Source organism: Desulfoluna sp. CYM3A, assembly GCF_056829965.1.
The window spans coordinates 4139142-4159936 of sequence record NZ_CP186556.1 but is presented as its reverse complement, the minus strand read 5'-3'; the positions used below and the strand labels follow the sequence as shown (position 1 = coordinate 4159936).

22 protein-coding genes are annotated in these 20795 nt (G+C 61.1%); all 22 read left to right on the top strand.

What is annotated here, in order from left to right; genetic code table 11:
• Positions 1-12 precede the first annotated feature (12 nt).
• Positions 13-561: a polysaccharide biosynthesis/export family protein gene (locus ACOYW1_RS21090; RefSeq protein ID WP_482419611.1), complete on the top strand. Its 549-nt coding sequence runs from the start codon at positions 13-15 to the stop codon at positions 559-561.
• Positions 561-1097, top strand: coding sequence for an outer membrane beta-barrel protein (locus ACOYW1_RS21085; RefSeq protein WP_482419610.1), 537 nt, complete (start codon positions 561-563; stop codon positions 1095-1097). Before ACOYW1_RS21090 ends, ACOYW1_RS21085 begins: the two co-directional genes overlap by 1 nt.
• The gene (locus ACOYW1_RS21080; RefSeq protein WP_482419609.1) at positions 1069-1845 is read left to right on the top strand and encodes a hypothetical protein; all 777 of its coding nucleotides are present in this window, start codon (positions 1069-1071) and stop codon (positions 1843-1845) included. Before ACOYW1_RS21085 ends, ACOYW1_RS21080 begins: the two co-directional genes overlap by 29 nt.
• 59 nt (positions 1846-1904) lie before the next feature.
• Positions 1905-2855 carry a DUF3473 domain-containing protein gene (locus tag ACOYW1_RS21075; RefSeq protein ID WP_482419608.1) on the top strand — a complete coding sequence of 317 codons (951 nt, stop codon included), beginning with the start codon at positions 1905-1907 and terminating at the stop codon, positions 2853-2855.
• 10 nt (positions 2856-2865) lie between these two features.
• On the top strand, positions 2866-3963 hold the full coding sequence (locus ACOYW1_RS21070; RefSeq protein ID WP_482417678.1) for a FemAB family XrtA/PEP-CTERM system-associated protein: 1098 nt from the start codon (positions 2866-2868) through the stop codon (positions 3961-3963).
• Positions 3960-5183, top strand: a complete 1224-nt coding sequence (locus ACOYW1_RS21065; RefSeq protein WP_482419607.1) for a DegT/DnrJ/EryC1/StrS family aminotransferase — start codon at positions 3960-3962, stop codon at positions 5181-5183. The genes ACOYW1_RS21070 and ACOYW1_RS21065 overlap by 4 nt, the downstream gene beginning before the upstream one ends.
• Positions 5180-6313 carry a glycosyltransferase gene (locus ACOYW1_RS21060; RefSeq protein WP_482419606.1) on the top strand — a complete coding sequence of 378 codons (1134 nt, stop codon included), beginning with the start codon at positions 5180-5182 and terminating at the stop codon, positions 6311-6313. The genes ACOYW1_RS21065 and ACOYW1_RS21060 overlap by 4 nt, the downstream gene beginning before the upstream one ends.
• Entirely contained in the window at positions 6310-7806 is a 1497-nt protein-coding gene (locus ACOYW1_RS21055) for a lipopolysaccharide biosynthesis protein (protein WP_482419605.1), read from the top strand. The genes ACOYW1_RS21060 and ACOYW1_RS21055 overlap by 4 nt, the downstream gene beginning before the upstream one ends.
• A gap of 60 nt (positions 7807-7866) precedes the next feature.
• A complete protein-coding gene (wecB, locus tag ACOYW1_RS21050) occupies positions 7867-9009 on the top strand; it encodes a non-hydrolyzing UDP-N-acetylglucosamine 2-epimerase (protein WP_482419604.1) in 1143 nt (380 codons plus the stop codon).
• Complete coding sequence (locus ACOYW1_RS21045) at positions 8999-10285, top strand: glycosyltransferase (RefSeq protein ID WP_482419603.1); 1287 nt, start codon at positions 8999-9001, stop codon at positions 10283-10285. Before wecB ends, ACOYW1_RS21045 begins: the two co-directional genes overlap by 11 nt.
• Positions 10282-11445 carry a glycosyltransferase family 4 protein gene (locus ACOYW1_RS21040; protein WP_482419602.1) on the top strand — a complete coding sequence of 388 codons (1164 nt, stop codon included), beginning with the start codon at positions 10282-10284 and terminating at the stop codon, positions 11443-11445. The genes ACOYW1_RS21045 and ACOYW1_RS21040 overlap by 4 nt, the downstream gene beginning before the upstream one ends.
• A 37-nt stretch (positions 11446-11482) precedes the next feature.
• Positions 11483-12235: a hypothetical protein gene (locus tag ACOYW1_RS21035; RefSeq protein WP_482419601.1), complete on the top strand. Its 753-nt coding sequence runs from the start codon at positions 11483-11485 to the stop codon at positions 12233-12235.
• A gap of 67 nt (positions 12236-12302) precedes the next feature.
• Positions 12303-13580, top strand: coding sequence for an O-antigen ligase family protein (locus ACOYW1_RS21030; protein WP_482419600.1), 1278 nt, complete (start codon positions 12303-12305; stop codon positions 13578-13580).
• Positions 13567-14187, top strand: coding sequence for a polysaccharide deacetylase family protein (locus tag ACOYW1_RS21025; RefSeq protein WP_482419599.1), 621 nt, complete (start codon positions 13567-13569; stop codon positions 14185-14187). The genes ACOYW1_RS21030 and ACOYW1_RS21025 overlap by 14 nt, the downstream gene beginning before the upstream one ends.
• Entirely contained in the window at positions 14184-14597 is a 414-nt protein-coding gene (locus ACOYW1_RS21020; protein ID WP_482419598.1) for a polysaccharide deacetylase family protein, read from the top strand. The genes ACOYW1_RS21025 and ACOYW1_RS21020 overlap by 4 nt, the downstream gene beginning before the upstream one ends.
• Before the next feature lie 132 nt (positions 14598-14729).
• Positions 14730-16706 carry a right-handed parallel beta-helix repeat-containing protein gene (locus ACOYW1_RS21015; RefSeq protein WP_482419597.1) on the top strand — a complete coding sequence of 659 codons (1977 nt, stop codon included), beginning with the start codon at positions 14730-14732 and terminating at the stop codon, positions 16704-16706.
• A 13-nt stretch (positions 16707-16719) separates the two neighbouring features.
• A complete protein-coding gene (locus ACOYW1_RS21010) occupies positions 16720-16860 on the top strand; it encodes a hypothetical protein (protein ID WP_482419596.1) in 141 nt (46 codons plus the stop codon).
• Between the two features lie 36 nt (positions 16861-16896).
• Positions 16897-17163: a hypothetical protein gene (locus ACOYW1_RS21005; protein ID WP_482419595.1), complete on the top strand. Its 267-nt coding sequence runs from the start codon at positions 16897-16899 to the stop codon at positions 17161-17163.
• Between the two features lie 88 nt (positions 17164-17251).
• Positions 17252-17764, top strand: coding sequence for a glycosyltransferase family 2 protein (locus tag ACOYW1_RS21000; RefSeq protein ID WP_482419594.1), 513 nt, complete (start codon positions 17252-17254; stop codon positions 17762-17764).
• On the top strand, positions 17748-18182 hold the full coding sequence (locus ACOYW1_RS20995) for a glycosyltransferase family 2 protein (RefSeq protein WP_482419593.1): 435 nt from the start codon (positions 17748-17750) through the stop codon (positions 18180-18182). Before ACOYW1_RS21000 ends, ACOYW1_RS20995 begins: the two co-directional genes overlap by 17 nt.
• Positions 18183-18193: 11 nt before the next feature.
• Positions 18194-19309 (top strand): glycosyltransferase family 4 protein, encoded by a 1116-nt coding sequence (locus ACOYW1_RS20990; RefSeq protein ID WP_482419592.1) that lies wholly within the window; start codon positions 18194-18196, stop codon positions 19307-19309.
• Positions 19306-20667: a glycosyltransferase family 2 protein gene (locus ACOYW1_RS20985; protein ID WP_482419591.1), complete on the top strand. Its 1362-nt coding sequence runs from the start codon at positions 19306-19308 to the stop codon at positions 20665-20667. The genes ACOYW1_RS20990 and ACOYW1_RS20985 overlap by 4 nt, the downstream gene beginning before the upstream one ends.
• The last annotated feature ends 128 nt before the right edge of the window (positions 20668-20795 follow it).

Here is a 20795-nt window from a genome sequence, read left to right as displayed (position 1 = left end):
GCGGTCTGTCTGATGGTGACATGTGGCACGGGTATCGGAGGGGCTCTGGCCGAGACAAAGAAGGCCAAGAGCCCGGAGAGCTACACCCTGGGCTTTGGGGACGTCATCGACGTGCTGGTGTGGAAAGAACCCGATTTCTCCCTTGAAAACACGGTGATTCGCCTGGACGGCAAGATCACCCTGCCCCTGGTGAGCGACGTCACCGCCGCGGGCAGGACCACCCGGCAGCTCAAGGCCAATTTGGAGAGCGCGCTGCGCAGGTATATCGACAACCCGGTGGTCACGGTAATCTTAAGGGAAGCCCGAAGCCAGCGATTTTATATCCTGGGAGAGGTGGTCCAGGCCGGTGAATACCCCCTGGCCAAGGAGCTTACCGTGCTCCAGGCCTTTGCCATTGCAGGCGGGTTCACCGAGTGGGCCAACAAAAAAGATATCTTCGTGCTGAGGCGAAACGATCAGGGGGACACCAGGATCCGCATCAACTACCACGATATTCTCTCGGGAAAGGATTTGAAGGGAAACATCGTACTCCTGGCCGATGACACCATCATGGTGCCCTGATGATGAGGGCGCGCAGGACGGCAACAGACAGCCGCAAATGGGTGGTCCCCGCGCTGGTGTTTCTGGTCGTCGCCCTGGGCGGAGGCGTGGCAACGGATCCCGTACGGGCCGATGTGCGCCTCGGGTTGGAAACCCAGGTGGAATACAACGACAACCTGTTCCTGGACGAAGGGGACGAGACCGACGATATCATCTATCGCGTGGCGCCCTGGATCGAGGCCACAAAACAGTGGCAGCGCCTTTTGACGGAACTGAGATACCAGCCTCGCTTTACCTGGTACGACGAAAACACGGACCTGGATTTCACCGGGCACAATGCGGACCTGGTGCTGTCCGGGAACGTCTCCCGCAACGTCAATCTGGCGCTGGACACCCGGTTTGTCCGAAGCGAAGAGGAGAACCTGTACTGGTCCACTTCAGCGATCCTCCCGTCTGCCTTACACCAACTTCTTTTCGAGTCTCACCGGCACCTGGCTTACCGGCAGGGACGAGAGCCTGGGCTTTGTCGTGAGCGGGGAGGACCTGGACTACGATGAGGAGAGCCTCTCCCAGGACGGCAGGGAGTATGAGGGGCGAATCAATGGTCGGCACCGGATTCAGGACCTGGATTTTGCCACCTTTGATGTGGGCTACGCCACCGGCGAGTACGACGACGACACCACCTATGACGTCTTCAACGGCGTGGTGGGGGCCGAGCGCGGCATCGACCGGCAACGGCGTCTGTTTGCCCGGCTGGGGTTTTCCACCACCTCCGGGGACGCCAGGGCAAACTACAACACCTTGAACCCCCTGGTGGGCATCGCAGGGGAGAAGAAAAATCTTCAGTACGATGTCGGGGCCGGTTTTCTGGTCTACGACCAGGATGATGCCGACACCGAGATCTACCCCTCTCTGGTGGCCAATGTGGTGGCCACCCACGGGTGGCGCCGGGGCGAGGTGGTGCTGACCTTTACCAGCGGGTACGAAGAGGAGTTTCTGGAGTCGGAAAACCCCGGGTTCAATACCTATGCCCTTGCAAGGGCCACGGGCCTCTACAGCCTCACCCAGGACTGGCGGTGCAGCGCACTGGGCGAGTTGCGGGGGGACGCCTACGAGGACAACCGCCCCAATCAGGATGACCGCAAGGATCTTTCCCTGATTGTGGGGGGCGGCATCGAATACCAGCTGATGCGTCGGGCCGTCGTGCGCCTGGATTATACCTTCCGCGCACGGGAGTCCGAGGACAATACCTTTGAGTACAAGGAAAACAGGGTGCTGATGACCTTGAACCTCTTCACGTTGTGATGTGTCGGGGACAAAGGGGCATCGGCGTCCGAGCAGATGATGGCGCGAGGTGACGGACCATGCACAGGGCCGAACCGCTGGCAAGGGCGGATGAGCAGGAACACGGCGGTCTGGCACAGGATGCCGCGGGGCAGGAGCCCCCGGTGTTCCTGCTGACCGTGGACGTGGAAGACTGGTTCCAGGTGGAGAACTTCAAGCCCTGGATCCCCTTTGACTCCTGGGGCAGCCGGGAGCTTCGCGTGGTGGACAACACCCTGCGGCTCATGGACAGCCTGGAGGCCCTGGGGGGTAGCCAGCCCGTGAAGATAACCTTTTTTGTTCTCGGCTGGGTGGCGGCCCGGTGCCCGGAGCTTATCCGAGAGATGGACGCCCGTGGCCACGAAGTGGCATCCCACGGGTACAACCATCAGCTGGTGCCCACCTGTGCCGACGATGAGCTCACCGAAGACCTGGTGGCAAGCCGTCAGTGCCTGGAGGACATCCTGGGAAAACCCGTGGCCGGGTACAGGGCCCCGAGTTTTTCCATCGAGCCGCGCCTGATCCGGCTCCTGGCCGAGTGCGGATACCGTTATGATGCCAGCTACAACTCCTATGGGGGCAACGCCCGTTACGGCAGCTTTGACGACATGCCCCCCCCGGACCGGGGGGTGGCCCGACTTGCCAACGGCCTCTACGAGCTGCCGGTAAGTAACCTGTCCGTGGCCGGACGCACGGTGCCCTGGGGAGGCGGGGGCTTTTTCCGCCTGATTCCCAAGGGGCTGTACGTAAGGGGGGTCAAGGCCGAGGCCGCCCGGGACGGGGTGTTTCACTTTTACCTCCATCCCTGGGAGATCGACCCGCACCAGCCTCGCGTCCGTCAGGCCTCGCCCATGTTCAAGTTTCGGCATTACCTCAACCTGGGCCACTGCCTCGCCAAACTCACCTACCTCCTGAAGCGCCTCGACGGGTTTGTCTTTTCCACCTGCTCCAAGCACCTTGACAAGGTCGCCAACGATTCGACCGAAGGCTAAAGGGGACCCCATGCACATCGTGAACACAGAGACGGATCGTACCGTCACGGAGGAGGCCTGGAACGCCTACCTGTTCGCCCACGGCAGCGGTTCGCTTTACGCCATGGCCCAATGGGGGGCGCTGGTCAGGGAGATTTACGGCCATCGGGACATTCGCCTAACGGCCTTGGAGAGGCGCCACGGCGCCGACGAGGTGGTGGGGGTGCTTCCCCTGGTGGCCATGCGGTCCCGGATTTTTGGGCACAAGCTCGTCTCCATGCCTTACGTGGACATGGCCGGGGTGGTGGCCGATACCCCGGAGATCGAGCAGGCCCTTGTGACACGGGCCCTTGAGATCGGTCGTGAAACCGGGTCGCGCTGTGTGGAGGTAAGGCAGGCCGGAACCTTAGAGTCCTTTGACGGAAAGGAGACCCTGGACATGGGGGCTGGGGTGTATACCCTCACCGTGGCCCGGGACAAGGCGCGCATGGTGCTCTCCCTTCCGGCTTCGTCCGAGGAGCTGTGGAGTTCGTTTAAGTCCAAGCTCAGGAATCAGATCTCCCGGGGAACCCGGGACGGGCTCTCGGCGCGGGTGGGAGGGGACGAGCTGGTGACCCCTTTTTATACGGTGTTTGCCGAGAACATGCGGGACTTAGGGTCTCCGGTGCACTCCAAAAAGCTCTTTCACCGGGTGATGGAGCGCTTTTCCGGCAAGGCCAACATCATCCTGGTGGAAAAAGAGGGGGAGCCTGTGTCCGCTGCCATGGTCTGCTCCTTTGGAAAGGCCCTCCAGAACCCCTGGGCCTCCACCCGGAGGCGGTTCAACAAGATGAGCCCCAACATGCTCTTGTACTGGCGCATGCTGGAGTTCGCCTGCGATGCGGGGCACACCTCCTTTGACTTCGGCCGGTCCACCCCGGGGGAGGGGACCTACCGGTTTAAAAAACAGTGGGGGCCGGAGCCCCACCCCTTGTACTGGTACAGGTTTACCCCCGGAGTACAGCCCCGATCCGAAGGCCCCGCCGGAGAGCGGGATCGGTTCGGCAAGGCCATGGCCTTCTGGAAAAAGCTGCCTGTTCCCGTGACCCGGGTCATCGGGCCCATGGTGAGGGGGCAGATCAGCCTGTGAGACTGGGACGTACACTGCCGCCCGCTGCCGCCCCCGTGCCCTTGAAAAGCGTGCTGAACGGCCTCAAGGGCCTCATGCGCGGGAAGACCGAACTCCGGCGCTTTGAGGACGAGCTCAAAGCGCACCACGGAGCGTCCCACGTGATTCTCGTCTCGTCGGGCAAGGCCTGCCTCTACCTTATCCTCAAGGCCCTGCAGCGGCTCAACCCGTCCCGCAGGGAGGTGGTGATCCCTGCCTACACCTGCTACTCCGTTCCTTCGGCCGTGAAGCGGGCAGGGCTTACGGTGTGCCTCTGCGACATCGACCCGGCAACCCTGGATTTTGATTTTACACGCCTCTCCCGGCTCCTTGCCGAGCGGGGCGATGACATTCTGGCCGTGATGCCGACCCATCTCTTCGGGGTGGCCTCGGACGTGCCGGAGGTTCGAAAGCTCACGGCCGGGACCCCGGTGACGGTCGTCGAAGACGCGGCCCAGGCCCTGGGGGGACGGCTTCGGGGCAAGCCCTTGGGCACCTTGGGTGACGTGGGTTTTTTCAGTTTGGGGCGGGGCAAGGCCCTCTCCACGGTGGAGGGGGGCGTGGTTCTCACCGACAACGGGGACCTTGCCGCAGCCTTTAATGATGAGCTTTCGTCTTTTGACGGGTACTCGGCCCTTGATATCGTGAACCTTGGGGTGCAGGCTGCGGCCCTTGCTCTGCTCATGGACCCCAGGTTCTTCTGGATTCCCAAGGCCCTTCCGCTTTTGAGACTCGGGGAGACCCATTTTGATACCGATTTTTCCTTAAAACGCATGTCCGGCTTTCAAGCAGGGCTGGCCCGTGGCTGGCAACAGCGGCTGGAAGAGGCGACATCAGCGCGGCGCCGACACACCGGTGCCTGGGCCGAGGCGCTTCAAGGTGACGGGGGCGCAGGGCACACGAGCCCTGCCGAGGGCCTTTTGAGGTACCCCCTTCTGGTGTCGGAGCCGACGCAGAGGCAGGCGCTTTTGTCTGCCAGCGAGCGTCTTGGCCTGGGCGTGATGGCCGCTTACCCGCGATCCCTGGATTGCCTTTCCGCCATGGGGGCCCATTGCGGGGACACCCACTGCCCCGGGGCCCGTGACGTTGCGAGCCGATTGGTGACTCTGCCGGTGCATCCCTATGTGACGGACGGGGACCGGCGGCGCATTCATAATGTCCTTCCGTGTACCGAGGCGTCCGGTGGGGAGGCCGTACCATGAACGGGGCCCACCAAAAAATACGGTTGATGCAGATCACCCATGACCTTGCCATCGGGGGCCTTCAGCAGGTGGTGGTGAATTTGTGCCGCCACATCGACAAAGAGCGCTTCGAGGTCTCGGTGCTTTGCCTGAGAGAACTGGGGGAATTTGCCCCGGAGGTGGAGGCCATGGGGATCCCCGTCTTCCTGCTGCCCCAGAAGGAGGGCACCGACTATTTTTCGTTTGTGAAGGTGGGGCGCCTGTTACGGCGCGAAAAGATCGAGGTGATCCATACCCATAACACCCAGCCCTTTGTGGACGGCATGGTGGGTGCCCTCATGGCCGGGGTGAAGAGACGGATCCATACGGACCATGCCCGTGCCTTTCCGGACAAATGGCGTTACATGGCCGCCGAATGGGCGGTCTCCCACGTTGCCCACAAGGTGGTGGGGGTTTCGGATCATACGGTGTCCAACCTGAGGCGTTACGAAAAAATTTCCCCTGCCAAGCTGGCCACCATCGTCAACGGCATCTCCGGGGAGACCTACGCCGTGCCCGTGGACCGCAGGGCCAAGGCACGTGAACTGGGCCTGGATTTCGACGGGCCCGTGCTGGGGTTTGTGGCGCGCCTGGAGGAAGAAAAGGGAGGGATTTTTCTTATCCGGGCCATGCCGGAGATCGCCGCCCGTCTTCCCGGGGCCGTGCTGGTGGTGGCCGGGCAGGGCAGCCGGCAGGGGGCCCTGGAAGAGGAGGCCCGGAGCCTTGGCATGACCGATCGCATCCGTTTTATCGGGCCCCGCATGGATGTGCCGGAACTCCTGGGGCTTTTTGATTTGTGCGTGCTCCCTTCCCTGCGGGAAGGACTGCCCATGGTGATCCCCGAGGCCATGGCCGCCGGGTGTCCCTTGCTGGCCACCCGGGTGGGAGGCATCCCGTCGGTGATTACCCATGGCGAGAACGGCTCCCTGGTGCCCCCGGCAGACCCGGGGGCCCTGGCCGCCGAGGCTGCGGACCTTTTGGAAGACGAAGCCAGGCTGGGCGCGTACCGGGAAGCCGGACGGCAGGTCTTTTGGGAGCGGTTCAGCGCCGAGACCATGGCAGCACGGTATGAGGCCCTCTATCTCGGGCGGAACGGGACGGACCCATCATGACAGTGGTTGAAAAAGCGTTCAAGGGCGTCTCCTGGCTGGCCCTGTTCCGTCTCTTCAGTCAGCTCTTCTCCTGGGCGGTGACGATCTTCATCGCCCGGGTCCTGGTCCCCGAGGACTACGGGCTCATGGTCATGGCCACCATCGTGACGGGCTATGCCGAGATCTTCAACGAGCTGGGCTTGGGGGCCGCCATCATCCAGAAGCAGGACATCGTCACCGAGCACCTTTCCAGTGTGTTCTGGTTTGCCCTGGGGGTGAGCTGCCTGGTGGCGGCAAGCTGCGTGCCCCTGTCTTACCTCACCGCCTATCTCCTTCGGGAGCCCCGGGTCGTGCCCCTGACCCAGGCCGTTTCCGTGATTTTTATCCTGTCGGGCCTTCAGATCATCCCCTTGAACCTCATCAAGAAAGAGCTGGGGTTCAAGTTCCTGGGGTTCATGACCATGGTGGGCACCGTGGTCTCGTGCCTGGGCATGATGGTCATCGCCACCCGGGGCGGGGGAGCGTGGACCCTTCTGGGGGGGCGGATCATCTCCTTTTCGGTCATCACCTTCTTTGTCTTTGCCAAGACCCGCTATTGCCCCCGGCTGCACTTCAGCTACCGGGAGCTCAAGCCCTATGTTTTCTTCGGGCTCACAAAGGCCTTCAGCGGGTCTGTATTTTATGTCTGGGAAAAATCAGACCAGTTCTTTGCCGGTCGCGCGTGGAAGAGCGGGACCCTGGGGTACTACTCCCTGGCCCTTCAGCTCTCGAAGATCCCCACGGAAAAGATCGTCTCCCTTATCAACCAGGTGGCCTTTTCCGCCTTTGCCAAGCTCCAGGGGAACAAAGAGGAGTTCAACCGGTTTTACTTAAGCATCACCAAGGTCTCCATGCTCCTTGTGATTCCTTTTTTCTTAGGGGGCTTTCTCACCGGGGACGTCATCGTCACCCTGCTCCTCACGGAGAAGTGGAGCCCCATCATCCATGTGTTCCGGTACCTGTGCATCGCCCAGATCTTCATTGCCTTAAACGCCAACAACAGCTTTGTGCACTTTGCCCAGGGGCGACCCAAGTGGGGGCTGTACTACCAGCTGGCCTGCGCCGTGTGCATGCCCATATCCTTTTACCTGGTCATCCCTTACGGCCTTAACGCCATCGTCATCCCGTGGCTCACCGTCAATCCCCTGCTCTGCCTCGGCTGGGTCCTTGTGACCATCCGAAAGATCGGGATCCCGGTCTCCACGTATGTTGCCAACATCATGGGGTCTTTGGTGGCGTCTGTTGCCATGGTGTGCGGGGTGACGGCTTTGCGCTACGGGGTGGACTCGGCGCCCTTTGATGTTGCCCTGGGGGCTGAGCTGGCCCTCTACGTTGTGGGCGGGGGCGTGGCTTATCTGCTGGTTCTTTTCAAGCTGGAGCGAGCCGTCTTCGACAAGGTGGCGGAGTCTGTCTCCGGGGTGGTGTCGGTGGGCATCAAGCGCCTGCGCATGAGCCATGATGCCACCAAGCCGTAATCCTTTTAAGGCTCGGGCCATGCCGTGGCCCGGCCGTTGATTTCACGGGGTGTGAAACAGATGAAGAAAAAAAAGATATTTGTCGTGGCCGGGGCCCGTCCCAATTTCATGAAAATTGCGCCCATCGTCCGCGCCATGGACGCCTCCCCGGCCTTTGAGACTGTGATCGTCCATACCGGTCAGCACTACGACCACAACATGTCCGGCTCCTTTTTCGCGGAGCTGGGCATCCGGAGGCCGGATCACAACCTGGAGGTGGGGTCCGGTACCCATGCCTTTCAAACCGCTTCGGTGATGATGAAGTTCGAGGAGATCTGCCTGACGGACCGGCCCGATTACGTGATGGTGGTGGGGGACGTCAACTCAACCATTGCAGCTGGCCTTGTGGCCAAAAAACTGGGGGCGAGCCTGATCCATGTGGAGGCGGGCCTGCGCTCCGGGGACCGCCTGATGCCCGAAGAGATCAACCGGCTGGCCACCGATGCCATCACCGATATTTTCTTCACCACGGAAAAGGGCGCCACCGCCAATCTTGTTTCCGCAGGGTGCGACCCCGGCCGGGTCCATTTCGTGGGCAACGTGATGATTGATAACCTGTTTTATCAGCTGGGCAGGCTCGAGGCCTCGGCGGTGTCCGGGGAGGTGGCGACCCTGAAGCAGAGCATTCGCGGAAACTACATCTGTCTGACCATGCACCGGCCCTCCAACGTGGACAACCCCGAAGTGCTTGAGGCCATGCTGGCCGCCCTCGGGGAGCTGGCCGGAGAGGTGCCAGTGCTCTTTCCCTGCCACCCCCGGTCGCGAAAAAACATCACGCGCTTCGGCCTGGACGGGTATCTCAGCGAACTCCCCATCAACGGCGGCACCGTGAAAGAGGGCCTGTTGTGCATGCCGCCCCTGGGCTACAACGATTTCCTCTACCTGTGGAAGGATGCGGCCCTGGTCATCACAGACAGCGGCGGGCTCCAGGAGGAGACCACGGCCCTTGAGATTCCCTGCATCACCATCCGGGAAAACACGGAGCGCCCCGTCACCGTGGATGTGGGCTCCAACCTTATCGTGGGATCCGACGGCGAAAGGCTCAAAACCGAAAGCCTGAAGGCCCTGTCCGGCCGCTGGAAGCCATGCACCGTGCCGGAGCTGTGGGACGGACACGCCGGTGAGCGGATCACGTCGGTTCTTGAGGGCGCCTGTGGCATCTAAAAACCTTTTGATGGTGTGTTACTACTTTCCGCCCTTGACCGATGTGGGGTGCAAGCGGAGCGTTGCCTTTGCCACCTACCTGAAAAAGGACGGCTGGAGCCCCTATGCCCTGAGCGTGAAAAACCCGGACAGGCACTACTGCTCCCTGGGCACGGACGCACCTCCGGACGGGGTGCCTGCGGTCTACACCCGGTCCATCGTCAATCCCATCAAGTTTCTGGGCAAGGCCAACGGTCTTGTGGACAGGGGCCTCTCCCTGTTCAACAGGGGCGTGTCGCGGAACTATTTCTACGAGTTCCTCTGCATCCCCGGTTCCTGTGGGGCGGGGGTGCCGCTGACCATTGTCCGGGCCGTCAAGCTCATCCGTGCCCACAAGATCGATACCGTCTATGTCTCCTGTTCCCCTTTCAGTGCCGCCCTCATCGGCGTGGCCTGCCGACGGCTCACCGGCAGGCGGCTGGTCCTTGATTTTCGCGACCCCTTCGGGTTGACGGTGGAGGGCTCCAAGGCCAGCCGCACCAAAGAAAAGATCGATGCCTTTTTTGCGAGGCTGTTTTTGAAACACACGGACCTGCTCATCGTCACCACCGACGAGACCCGGCGTGAGTATGCGGCCCAGTTCCCCCAGTTCAAAGAGAAGGTGGTGACCGTTCACAACGGCTTTGACGCCACCCACCTGGTGACGGATCGCCCGGAGAAGTTCGACAGGTTCACCATCATCTATACCGGGCAGTTCTACTACAAGTTCAATGCCTCCCTGAACATGTACGCGGACAATTTCTTTTCGGCCCTGGCCCAGTTGAAGAAGGAGAACAGGATCTGTCCCGAGACCTTTCGGTTTCTCTTTTACGGCTCCGAACAGGGGGCGATACGCGACTATGCGGCCCGGTACGGGGTGGAGGACCTGGTGACGGTCAACGGCCGGGTGAGCCATGCCGAGGTGCTGCTGGCCATGAAGCGGTCCCATCTGCAGCTGCTGCGCATCATGAAGTTGATGCTCAGCACCAAGCTTTTTGAAGGGATCCCCATGAACATCCCGTTTCTGGCCACCATCCCGTCCGGTGAGGCTGAGGAGATCATCCGGCGTTACAGCCCCGGCTCCTATGTTATCACCGAGGACTCATCGGAGGAGATCAAAGGGGCCATTGTGGATGCCATGGACCGGTATGCGGAAGGCCCCCTGCCCGACAATCATGTGGAGGAATTCATGGACTGTTTCTCACGGGAGGCCCTGACACAAAAACTCATGGGCCACCTTAACCCGGATATTTCATGAGCAAAATGGACCGAGGAGAGCGTGTGATGGAAGGCAACGGCAACAGGAAAAAGCTGGTCTTTATCGTTCCCCGCCCTTTAAGCAAGGTTTCGGAACTGTCCAAGTACGAGGATCTGTCGGCCCATTTTCAAGGGGTGGTGCTGGGTTCTTGCTACGGGCCCATGCTCAAGGTGCGCAAGGCGGGACATTTTCGGTTGATTCTCACGAAAATCCGGTACGACCGGTACCTGATGTACAACATTCTGTTTTTCATGCGCTGCGTGGCCTTTGCCCTGGCCTCGCGGGTGAAAAGGGACCGCTACGACCTGGTGGTTACTTACGACCCGTTGAAAACCGGGGTCTGGGGCGCTGTCACCGCCGCCATCTTAAACACGAAATTCGCCCCGGAGGTCAACGGGGTCTACACATCCCCTGCCGAGTACATGGACGAAGCCCATACCCTCTCCGTGAAATTGAAGAAGTTCTTTTACCCCAGGATCGAGGCCTGGGTCCTCAAAAGGGCCGACGGGGTTAAGCTCCTGTTTCCCACCCAGGTGGACCCATTCAAACCGGTGATGAAGACCGACGTCATCCACAGCTTTTCCAATTACGTGCCCATCGACCGGTTTGCCGGGGGAAACGGGACCGAGAACCATGAGGTGCTCTTTGTGGGGTACCCCTTCAAGCGCAAGGGGGTGGATATCCTCATTGACGCCTTCAAACGGGTGGCCCCGGAGTTCCCCCAGTGGCGGCTGAAGATCCTCGGCTGGTACCCGGACCCCCGGGAACTGGAGGCATGCATGGGCAATCATCCCCAGATCCACCACCACCCCCCGGTGGAGACCTCGGAGGTCCCCGCCCACATCCGGGGGTGCTCCATCTTTGTGCTGCCCTCCCGTTCGGAGGCCATGGGACGGGTGCTGGTGGAGTCCATGGCCGCCGGGAAACCCCGCATCGGGGCCAATGTGGACGGGATCCCCACCGTGATCCGGGACGGGGTGGACGGGGTGCTTTTTGAGCCTGAAAATACCGCGGAGCTGTCGGAAAAACTGGCGCAGCTCATGGGGGACAAGGCCTTGAGGGACGTCCTTGGTGAGGCCGCCCGAAAGCGGGCGTTCACCGAGCATGTAAAGGAAACCTACCTCAACAATGTCGTGAGTTTTTACAACGCCGCCATGTGAGCGTGGCGTTGAGGCAAGACCACGGGAAGGAGGGACCATGAACAGGGCAGGGGTCGGCACGGCCGAGAAAAAGGCAATGGACCTGTCAAATCAACCCGGCACGTATTTTGTCTGGACGCTGCTGTTTTTATGTCTGGCAGCGATTTTTTTCATCATCATGGTGACGGACATGGAGCTTTATCTCCTCCTGGTGAAGGAGAGCGCCTACACCGAGCTGTTGACGGCGATCCTTTACCTGGCTTCGGGGTTGATGTTCTGGGTCCGGGCCTGGCAGGTGTACCGGGTAGAAAGGTCTTTCAAGGGTATCGTGTTCTACCTTCTCTTCGGGCTGATGTTTGTGTTTATTGCCGGGGAAGAGGAGAGCTGGGGGCAGTGGATGTTTCATTATGAGGTTCCGGAGGGCATCTCAAGCATCAATGTCCAGAACGAACTCAACGTCCACAACATGGCTTTTTTCTCCAAGTACTCCCATATTTTCAACACCCATCGGGTGCTGGCGGCCATGGCCGGCATGCTCTTTGTCATCCTTCCCTTGCTGAACGCGAGGGTCCCCAGGGTGCGGACCCTCCTTGAGACCCTGCGGTTTCCCGTGGCGCCCCTGCTTTGCGTCCCCCTGTTTGTGGTGGCCATTGCCTACGAAAAGGTGGCCATGATGGTTCTGGCCCATTGGTCCCACGCCGAGATCGCCGAGTTTTTCTATTCCATGGATTCCTATTATGCATCGTCGGTCTATACACGGGCCGACCTGGGGCCGCGGAAGTCCCCGAAGGGGAAGATCGCCGAAACGTGAGCAGAAGCTTATTTACCAGCGGGTCACGGCCCTGAGCCCTGCCCCCCGAAACCGGATCGGAAGGCCTATGTCCAACGTAACGCAACCCGGGCTAACCATGGAGCGTGGCACCCAGTACGCGTCGTGGTTTTTTTTCACCATGATGTACCTTGTGGTGGATTACGGCAGGCCCCAGGTGGTACTGCCCATCGCCGCCATACGGCCCGCCCTGATCCTGACTCTGGTTCTGTGCTTCTACCTCTTGATCAACGGGTACAAAGACTACCTTCAGTACCGGCAGATATGGCTCATGGGCCTGTTCATCCTGTTGCTGGCGGCGTACGTTCCCTTTGTCCGTAACCAGTATTACGCCTTTATGGCCTTCAAGACCCAGCTTCTCTACATGCCCTTTGTGCTTTCCCTTATCGTGTGCGTGGATTCTGTCCGTCGCCTGCGGACCGTCATGACGGTGGGGGTGATCCTGTCGATTTACATCGGGTTTTACTCCATGACCCACGGCTGGATCGGTCCGGGGCACTATTTCCACGATCAGAACGACCTCTCTTTGTACATGAACATGTGGTTTCCCATCAGCTACTACCTCTATGTCACGGAACGCAGCCGGAGCCTCCGGATTCTCTTCCTCGCAGGGGTGGGGGTGGGGCTGCTGACGGTGGTGGGCTCCATGTCCCGCGGGGGCTTTGTGGGGCTTTTGGCGGTGTGTCTTGCCATGTGCTTTTTTTCAAAGAGAAGGGCGCTTTCCCTTACCCTGGTGGCCCTGGCCTGCGTGGCCGTGGTGTTGTGGGTGGACTCCGGGTACATCGATGAGATGGCCACCATCACGGATTTGTCGGAGAGCACCGCAGATACCCGGCTCAAGTCCTGGGCCGCGGGCTGGCGGATGTTTCTGGACAATCCCCTGGGGGTGGGGGGCAACAACTACCCTATCCGTTTTCCCGAATACCAGGGGGATGATTTCCAGAAGAGCATGTGGGGCCGTGCCGCCCATTCCCTCTGGTTTACCCTGATTCCGGAGACTGGCATTATAGGGACCCTTCTCTACCTGCTTTTGGTACACGCCAATATGAAGGACGCCTTCTGGCTGATCAGGGTGTCGGCATGGGATGAGGACAGGGACGAAGACGAAGAGGATGATGATGAAGCCGAAGATCGCGGGTTCCTTCGCGCTTTGGGTCTGGGATATGTCGTGGCCATGGTGGGGTTCTTTGCCTCGGCCACGTTTATTTCGGTCCTGTACTACGCCCACTTCTGGTACCTCACGGGGTTGATCATCGTGACGGTCAACGTCGCAGACCCCCTGGCCGAGGCGTGGGAGCCTTCCGGGGCGAGCCATGGGGTTTCTTGACCTGACGGGCGCCAAGGGCGCCGTGAAACAGGCCATGGCCTGGGCATACTGCAGAATGGGGCTGACGGCCCGGAGGCTGGCCGATCTCTCCTTTGGGGCCTATCCCGTTCTCATGTACCATCGCGTGCTTCCCGAATCCGAAGCGGCGGGCACCACACAGCCAGGGATGTACGTGACCCCTGAGACCTTCGAGGCCCATGTGGCCTACCTTAAAGAGCGATTTGACATTGTCTCCCTTGAAAAAGCCCTCTTGCTTGCCCTTTCAGCCAACGGCGCCGGGTCGGGACGTCCCTATTGCGTCTTGACCTTCGATGACGGGTGGATCGACTTTTACGAAAACGCCTACCCGATCCTGAGGCGCGCCAAGGCCCCGGCCACGGTGTTTTTGCCCACCGCCTTCATCGGGGAAAACCGTACCTTCTGGACCGACAGGCTGGTAACTCTTTTTTACGGTCGCCAGGGTGCGGCGAAGCAGGCCGAGCCCTGCAGAGACAGCCGGGTGAGGGCCCTGGAGGGGCTCAAAGGGACCGTGGAGGCACAGATCGAAGCTGCGGCGGCCCTGCTGAAAGAAGAGCCCGTCGCAGAGATCGAAGGTGCTCGCCCTTGAGGTGGCAGGTGGGGGTTGCCCCGGCAAAGCGTGCCTTTATCAACTGGCAGGAAGTCGAGGAGATGCGGGCCTCGGGCCTGGTCACCTTCGGGTCGCACACCCACGGCCACCATCTGCTTACCCTTCTCAGCGACGAGGAGGTGGCCGAGGAGCTGACTGTCTCCATGGCACAGCTCTGTGCCAGGGGTGCCGTGGACCCCGGGTTCTTGCCCTTTTGCTATCCCAACGGCAACTGGAATCCCGCCGTTGCCCGCCAGGTGGAGTCGTGCGGGTTTGCCGCGGCCGTGACCACCGAGTGGGGGTGGAACGACGGGAGAGGTGATGTGTTCAGATTGAGCAGGGTCCCGGTGCATGAGGACATGACAAATTCGGACAGGATGTTCGGCTGTCGGTTGGCGGGCCTTTTGTGAGGGCCGTGCGGCGGTGAGTTTTTGCATGGGGTTTTGAAGCAAGTCGAAAAAAAACGTGGATGGAGGAAAATGATGGACGAACGGACAAGGACAAGGGGGATTGCGGGCCGATGTTGCATGGTGATGTGGGCGGTGCTGTTCATGATTGGGGCCGGGGTCGCGGAGGTCCGGGCAAAGTCGCTGTATGTGGCACCCGGGGGCAGCGATTCCGTCTCCTACGACAGCAACACCATCGACAATCCCTGGGCCTCGCCCCGGCAGGCCTGGTTCAACGCCCGGGCCGGTGACACCGTCTATTTCCGGGGAGGCAGCTACACCATCTCCTCGGAGATCGATACCAAGAGCAGCGGAAATGACGGCACATCCTCAAGTCCCATCACCTTTCGGAACTACGAAAACGAAGACGTGACCTTTGTCAGCACCCTGGGATCGGCCAAGGTGTTTGACATCGAGCGAAACTACAACGTCGTCAGGGGGATCAATTTTCGTGGGGGCGGCATCTTTTTCCATGTGGGGTACAACACCACGGCAACGAACTTTACCATCTCCCACTGCACAGCCGAGATGACCGACGGCGGGGACAACGTGGCCTTTGTGAAGGCTTCAATCCGGGCCGAAAACCTCCTTATGGAACACTGCACGGTGAGGGGGCCCGGCTTCAACGTCCACCAGAACACCGCGGGCGTGATTTTCTTCCGCAGCCCCGGGGCCAGGGTGCTCCACTGCGAGTTTTCCAACGCCCCCATCGGCATTTTTTACAAGCATGCCAACACGGCGAACTCCCCCCAGATTGAGATCGCCTACAACTATATCCATGACACGGCCAACCGATACTCCATCCTCACCAACACCAACTATGCCTACATCCACGACAACGTCATCGGCGTTTCCAACGCCAACTTCCGGGTGAACAGCGAAAACGGCGGGGACGGCGGGGACAACAACAAGATCTGGTACAACACGGTGTTCGGTGCCCAGCTGCTCTTGAGCGACGACGCAGACGGCGCCCGGAACAACGACATCCGGGGCAATGTCTTCACCCAAGAGATTCCCATCCACCGGTATGAGAGCATGGCCCATAACTCCGTCATGGACGAGAACCTGCACCCCACCGGGACCATCGTCATTGAAAACAGGGTGAACTACGACCTGAACGCATGGCGCAGCCACACCGGGGGCAGCGCCAACTCCGTGCTCATGGGCTCCACCTCCGCGGATTTCGTGGGGGGCAGCTCGCCGAGTTCCCTTTCCGGGTATGCCTTGAGCAGCTCCAGCGCCGGTTACATGGCCATCAACCGGGATGTGGACGGGGACGGCTCATCCGAAGCGGCCAGCATGGGGGCGTACATCCCCCTGGTGGGGCCCCAGGACGGTGGGGACGAACCCGTGGATCCGGATCCTCCCGATTCCAATGTGCCGGTGCCCCGTGTGGACAGCGTGGAGGTGGTGGATGAGGTGGCCGGGGATGACACCATTTTCATGGACGATTTTGAATCGTCTTCCCTTTCCAGCGACTACTCCGACTACAACGCCGGGGACAACACCGCCTTGTCCATTACCTCGGACCAGGGGTTCGGCGGCTCCTCCAAGTCCCTGGTGGCCAAGTGGTTTAGCGCAGGACAGGTGAGCGCCGGGTCGGTCTCCTACTTTTTCGGGCGAAACCCGGCGGGCTCCAAGAGCCGCAGCTCCGAGGATTTTGATGAGGTCTTCTGGCGGTTTTACATCAAGCTCTCCAAGGGGTGGGAGGGCAACGCCAAAAAAGTCACCCGCGCTTCGGTGTTTTCCGCCTCGGACTGGCGCCAGGCCATGATCGCCCACGTGCTGGGCATGGCAACAATGAGCTGGCCCTGGGAACGGACCCCAAGACCTTTGTCTCCGGCAGCACCGTCACCTCCACCACCTACAACGACCAGAACAACGGGACCTGGCTGGGGGCCAAGTCGGGCATATCGAGATCTATGCCACGGACAACGCCGATCACTGGATCTGCATCGAGTCCCGGGTCAAGCTCAACTCACCGGGCAACAGCGACGGCGAACAGGACCTCTGGATCGACGGGGAGCTGGAGATTCGCCAGACAGGCCTCAACTGGATCGGTTCCTGGCGTGACTACGGCATCAACATGATCTCCCTGGGCAACTATTGGAACGGTGGCTCCCCCCGGCCCCAGCAGCGGTACCTGGACAATCTGGTCATCGCCACCTCACGCATCGGCATGGCAGGCTCGCCGGTGAACTTGGCCATTTACAATACTGCTTTTTGATGATCGGGCCACACCCAGAGCGGGTTCGAAGGGCAGGTGAGCACCACGTCTTCGGAGACCGGCATGGTGTGGGCCGGGCAGGTGTCGGGCACCGGCAACACCCTGGTGGTGAACAGCAGCTCCGGTGCCTTCCAGGGAAGCCTTGCAGGTCAGGCCTCCCTGGCCCAGTGCACCACCTACTACGCCCGGGTCCGACAGGCCGACGAAGGGGGAAACCTCTCGGGCTGGTCCCCCTGGAAGATGTTCGTGACCCTGGAGGCCCCCTGGGGCGGCGGGGAGGTCGGCCCCCTTGAGGTGAACTGACACGGCTTAAATGATCACAGCGATGCCTCCGGCAGGGCCGCCGGAGGCATCGTTGATAACCTAATATTGAAAAGGCCAACGGAGACCCATGGATATACAAGGTCCATCCCTGTCCGTCATTATTCCCGCCTACAATGAAGAGGAGTTCATCGGCGCCACCCTGGGGCGTGTGTTTGAGCTGCTGGACGACGACCTTCTCAAGGAGGTGGTGGTGGTGGACAACGGCTCCACCGACGGCACCGCAGCCATTGCCCGGGGGATGGAGGGGGTGACCCTTGTCCCCCTTGCCGAGGCCGTCACCATTTCGCGGGCCCGCAACATCGGGGTTGCCTCGTCTACAGCCCCGGTCCTGGCCTTCCTGGACGCCGATGTGCTCATCACCGGAGAGTGGGTGAGGCAGCTGCGCCAGGAGCTTCCCCTGATGGAGGGCGGTCCCCTGGTGGTGACCGGGGCCCGGTACGACCTCTCCGAAGAGCCCAGCGCCCTTGAGGAGGTGTGGTTCGCTCACCTGGTTCGTCTGGACCACCGGGCCGCCACCTACCTCAAGTGGGAACATCATCACAACCCGGGCCGTGTTCGAGGCCGTGGGCGGGTTTCGTGAAGACCTGGTGACGGGGGAGGACGTGGATTTTTGCGACAGGGCCCGGGCCGCCGGGGCGGCGCTGCACATCAACCCGGGGTACAGGACCCACCACGAGGGGTACCCGAAAACCGTGAAGGCGTTTTTTCTAAGGGAACTCTGGCACGGCACCGGGGACATGCAGAGCTTTGCGGCCTTTACCCGGTCCAAGGTGGCCGTGGCCGCCTCGGTCCACAGCGCCCTGTGGTGCCTGTCCCTTCTCCTGCTGGTGACGGGGCGCTTTGCAGGGGCCATGGTGGCAGCGGTGGCGGCCGTGGCTCTCAACGTGGGGCTCACCGTCACCAAATTCGGTTTCATCACGCCCCGGGCCCTGGTGCCGAATGTGTTCTACCATGGGGTGTACCTGGTGGCCAGGAGCCTCTCTTTTCTTAAACGCTGATCCGAAAGGCCATGATGCGCGTCTGTTACATTGTCTCCGACGATCTCTGGGCCGGTGCCGAGGTCATGGCGTGGAACCTTGCACGGATCCTGCATGCGTCGGGCAGGGTGGCCGTTCAGGTCATCGCCCTGAACCCGGGGCGGCTCTCCCGCCTCCTCCGGGAAGAGGGCGTGCCCGTGTGGGTGGTGCCTGAAGAGACCCTCTCCTTTGGGGCGCTTTTGGTGAAGGTGCGCAGGATCCTCAAGGAGACAGCGCCGGACATTGTCCATGCCCACCGGTACAAGGAGAACATCCTCGCCTTTCTGGCCTGCGGCCTGGTGCGAAGGCCGCGGCTGGTCTCCACCCAGCACGGGATGCCGGAGACCTCCCTTAAAGAGTCAGGGATTCTGAAACGATGCGTATCATGGATCAACATGCTGCTGCTCACCCACGGCTTTCACCGGTATGTCTGTGTCTCCGACGATTTAAGGAGAGCCATGGCTCGCAGTTTCGGCCTCAAGGATGGGAAGGCCTGTGTGGTCTACAATGGGGTCACCCCCTCTGGGGGCCTTGCACACCGGCCGGCAGGGAACACCCTCACCATCGGCTCCGCAGGCCGGTTTTACCCGGTGAAGGATTTTGCCTTGATGATCGATACGGCCGAGGCCGTGGGGCGCCTCCTGCCTGAGGTGCGGTTCAGGCTGGCCGGGGACGGCCCCTTGCGGGATGCCCTCCAGGGGCGGGTCCAGGCTGCAGGGCTCACGGACCGGTTCTCCTTTGCCGGGCATGTGACGGATATGCCCGCTTTTTACCGGTCCATCGACATCTACCTCAACACCTCCGTGCACGAGGGCATCCCCATGAGCATCCTGGAGGCCATGGCCGCCGGGGTGCCTGTGGTGGCGCCCGATGTGGGGGGGCTCGGCGAGATCATCACCCACGGCAGGGACGGGTACCTGGTGCCCACCCGGGACCCGGGGGATTTTGCCCGGTGCCTGGTGCCCCTGTGTGAAAACGGTGACCTGCGCGGGCAGGTGGCCCACCGTGCCGAAAAAACCGTTCAGGACCGTTTCTCCGCCGAGGCCATGGCGGAGCATTACCATCAACTGTATGAAGGGGTGCTGGATCGGCCCGGGGGGGATCGATGAGTGCATGGCTGTTCGCGGGGTCCGTGTTCATGATTTTTTTCGCTTACTTTGGCTACCCCCTGTCCCTGAAGCTGATCCGGCCGAGGCATGCCCCGGTGCAAAAGATGTCCATTCTTCCGTCGGTGACCTTTATCATCGCAGCCTACAACGAAGAAAAGAGGATCCGGCAGAAACTCGAGGACACCCTTGCCCTGGACTATCCGCAAGACTCCTTTCAGGTGGTGGTGGCCTCCGACGGATCCACCGACGGCACCGCCGATATTGTCAGGACCTTTGAGGACCGGGGGGTCGAATTCATCGAGATGCCGGGGCGCAGCGGCAAGGAGCGGGCCCAGAAGGCCGCCCTGGAGCGGGCCCGCGGTGAGATCGTGGTTTTTTCCGATGTGGCCACTATCCTCGAACCCCACGGCATCCGGGCCATTGTCGCCAACTTTGCGGATCCGTCGGTGGGGTGTGTCTCCAGTGAGGACAGGCTCCTGACGCGGGACGGCAAGCCGTGCGGGGAAGGGGCCTATGTCCGCTATGAGATGTGGGTGAGGCGGGTGGAGTCTTTGGTTCATTCGGTGGTGGGACTCAGCGGCTCTTTTTTTGCCGCCCGGAAAGAGGTGTGCCGGGATTTTTCCGGGGAGATGCAAAGCGACTTCAGGATGCTGCTGTCCGCGGTGAACCTGGGGTATCGCGGGGTGAGCGATCCCAATGTCCTGGGGTATTACCACGACATCGCAGACCCGGACAAAGAGCTGAGCCGGAAGGTCCGTACCGTGGTCCGCGGCCTGACCGTTTTTTTTGAGAACAGGCGGTTTTTGAATCCCTTCAGGTACGGCCTGTTTTCCTATCAGCTTCTGGCCCACAAGCTCTGCAGGTGGCTGGTTCCCTTTTTTCTCGTGGTCGCCTTTGGGGCCAACCTGATCCTTGCGCCATTTTCTGTTTTTTTTCTGCCTGCTGTTCTGGCAGGAACCGTTTTACGGGATTGCCGCCGCCGAGCATGCGAGAAGGGCTCCGTTTGCCCATGCCATGCTTCGGATTCCCGGGTATTTTGTCACCGTGAATATCGCCATTGCCCTGGCCTGGAAGCTTTACTGGAGCGGGCATCGCATCGTGATGTGGACTTCATCGGAGCGGTAAAGGCAATGTGGAAGAAGAACAAGGAGGCAGTCCATGGAAAAAGGAGAATGGGGTGCCATTCTCCTTTTTTCATGGGCATGCCCCCCCCAGGGAGGCTGCTCAGTGGACTTTTTTGGCTTCGAGGCGTCTCCGGCAGATACCGGCAAGGCCGAACAGGGCGATACCGAGGAAAAAGAGCGACGCGGGGTCATACACCGGCGCTGCGTCAGCCTTGGCAGCCTTGGGTGTGGTGAGGCTTCCGCTGACGGGTTGCACGGCGTGGCCCATGGTGCGGGAGGTGTCCTGCCCGCTGAAGGACGTGGTGACCGCCACAGGAGAGTGGGTTGTATCGGCGGAGGCTATCAGCAGGGGCTGGGTTGTG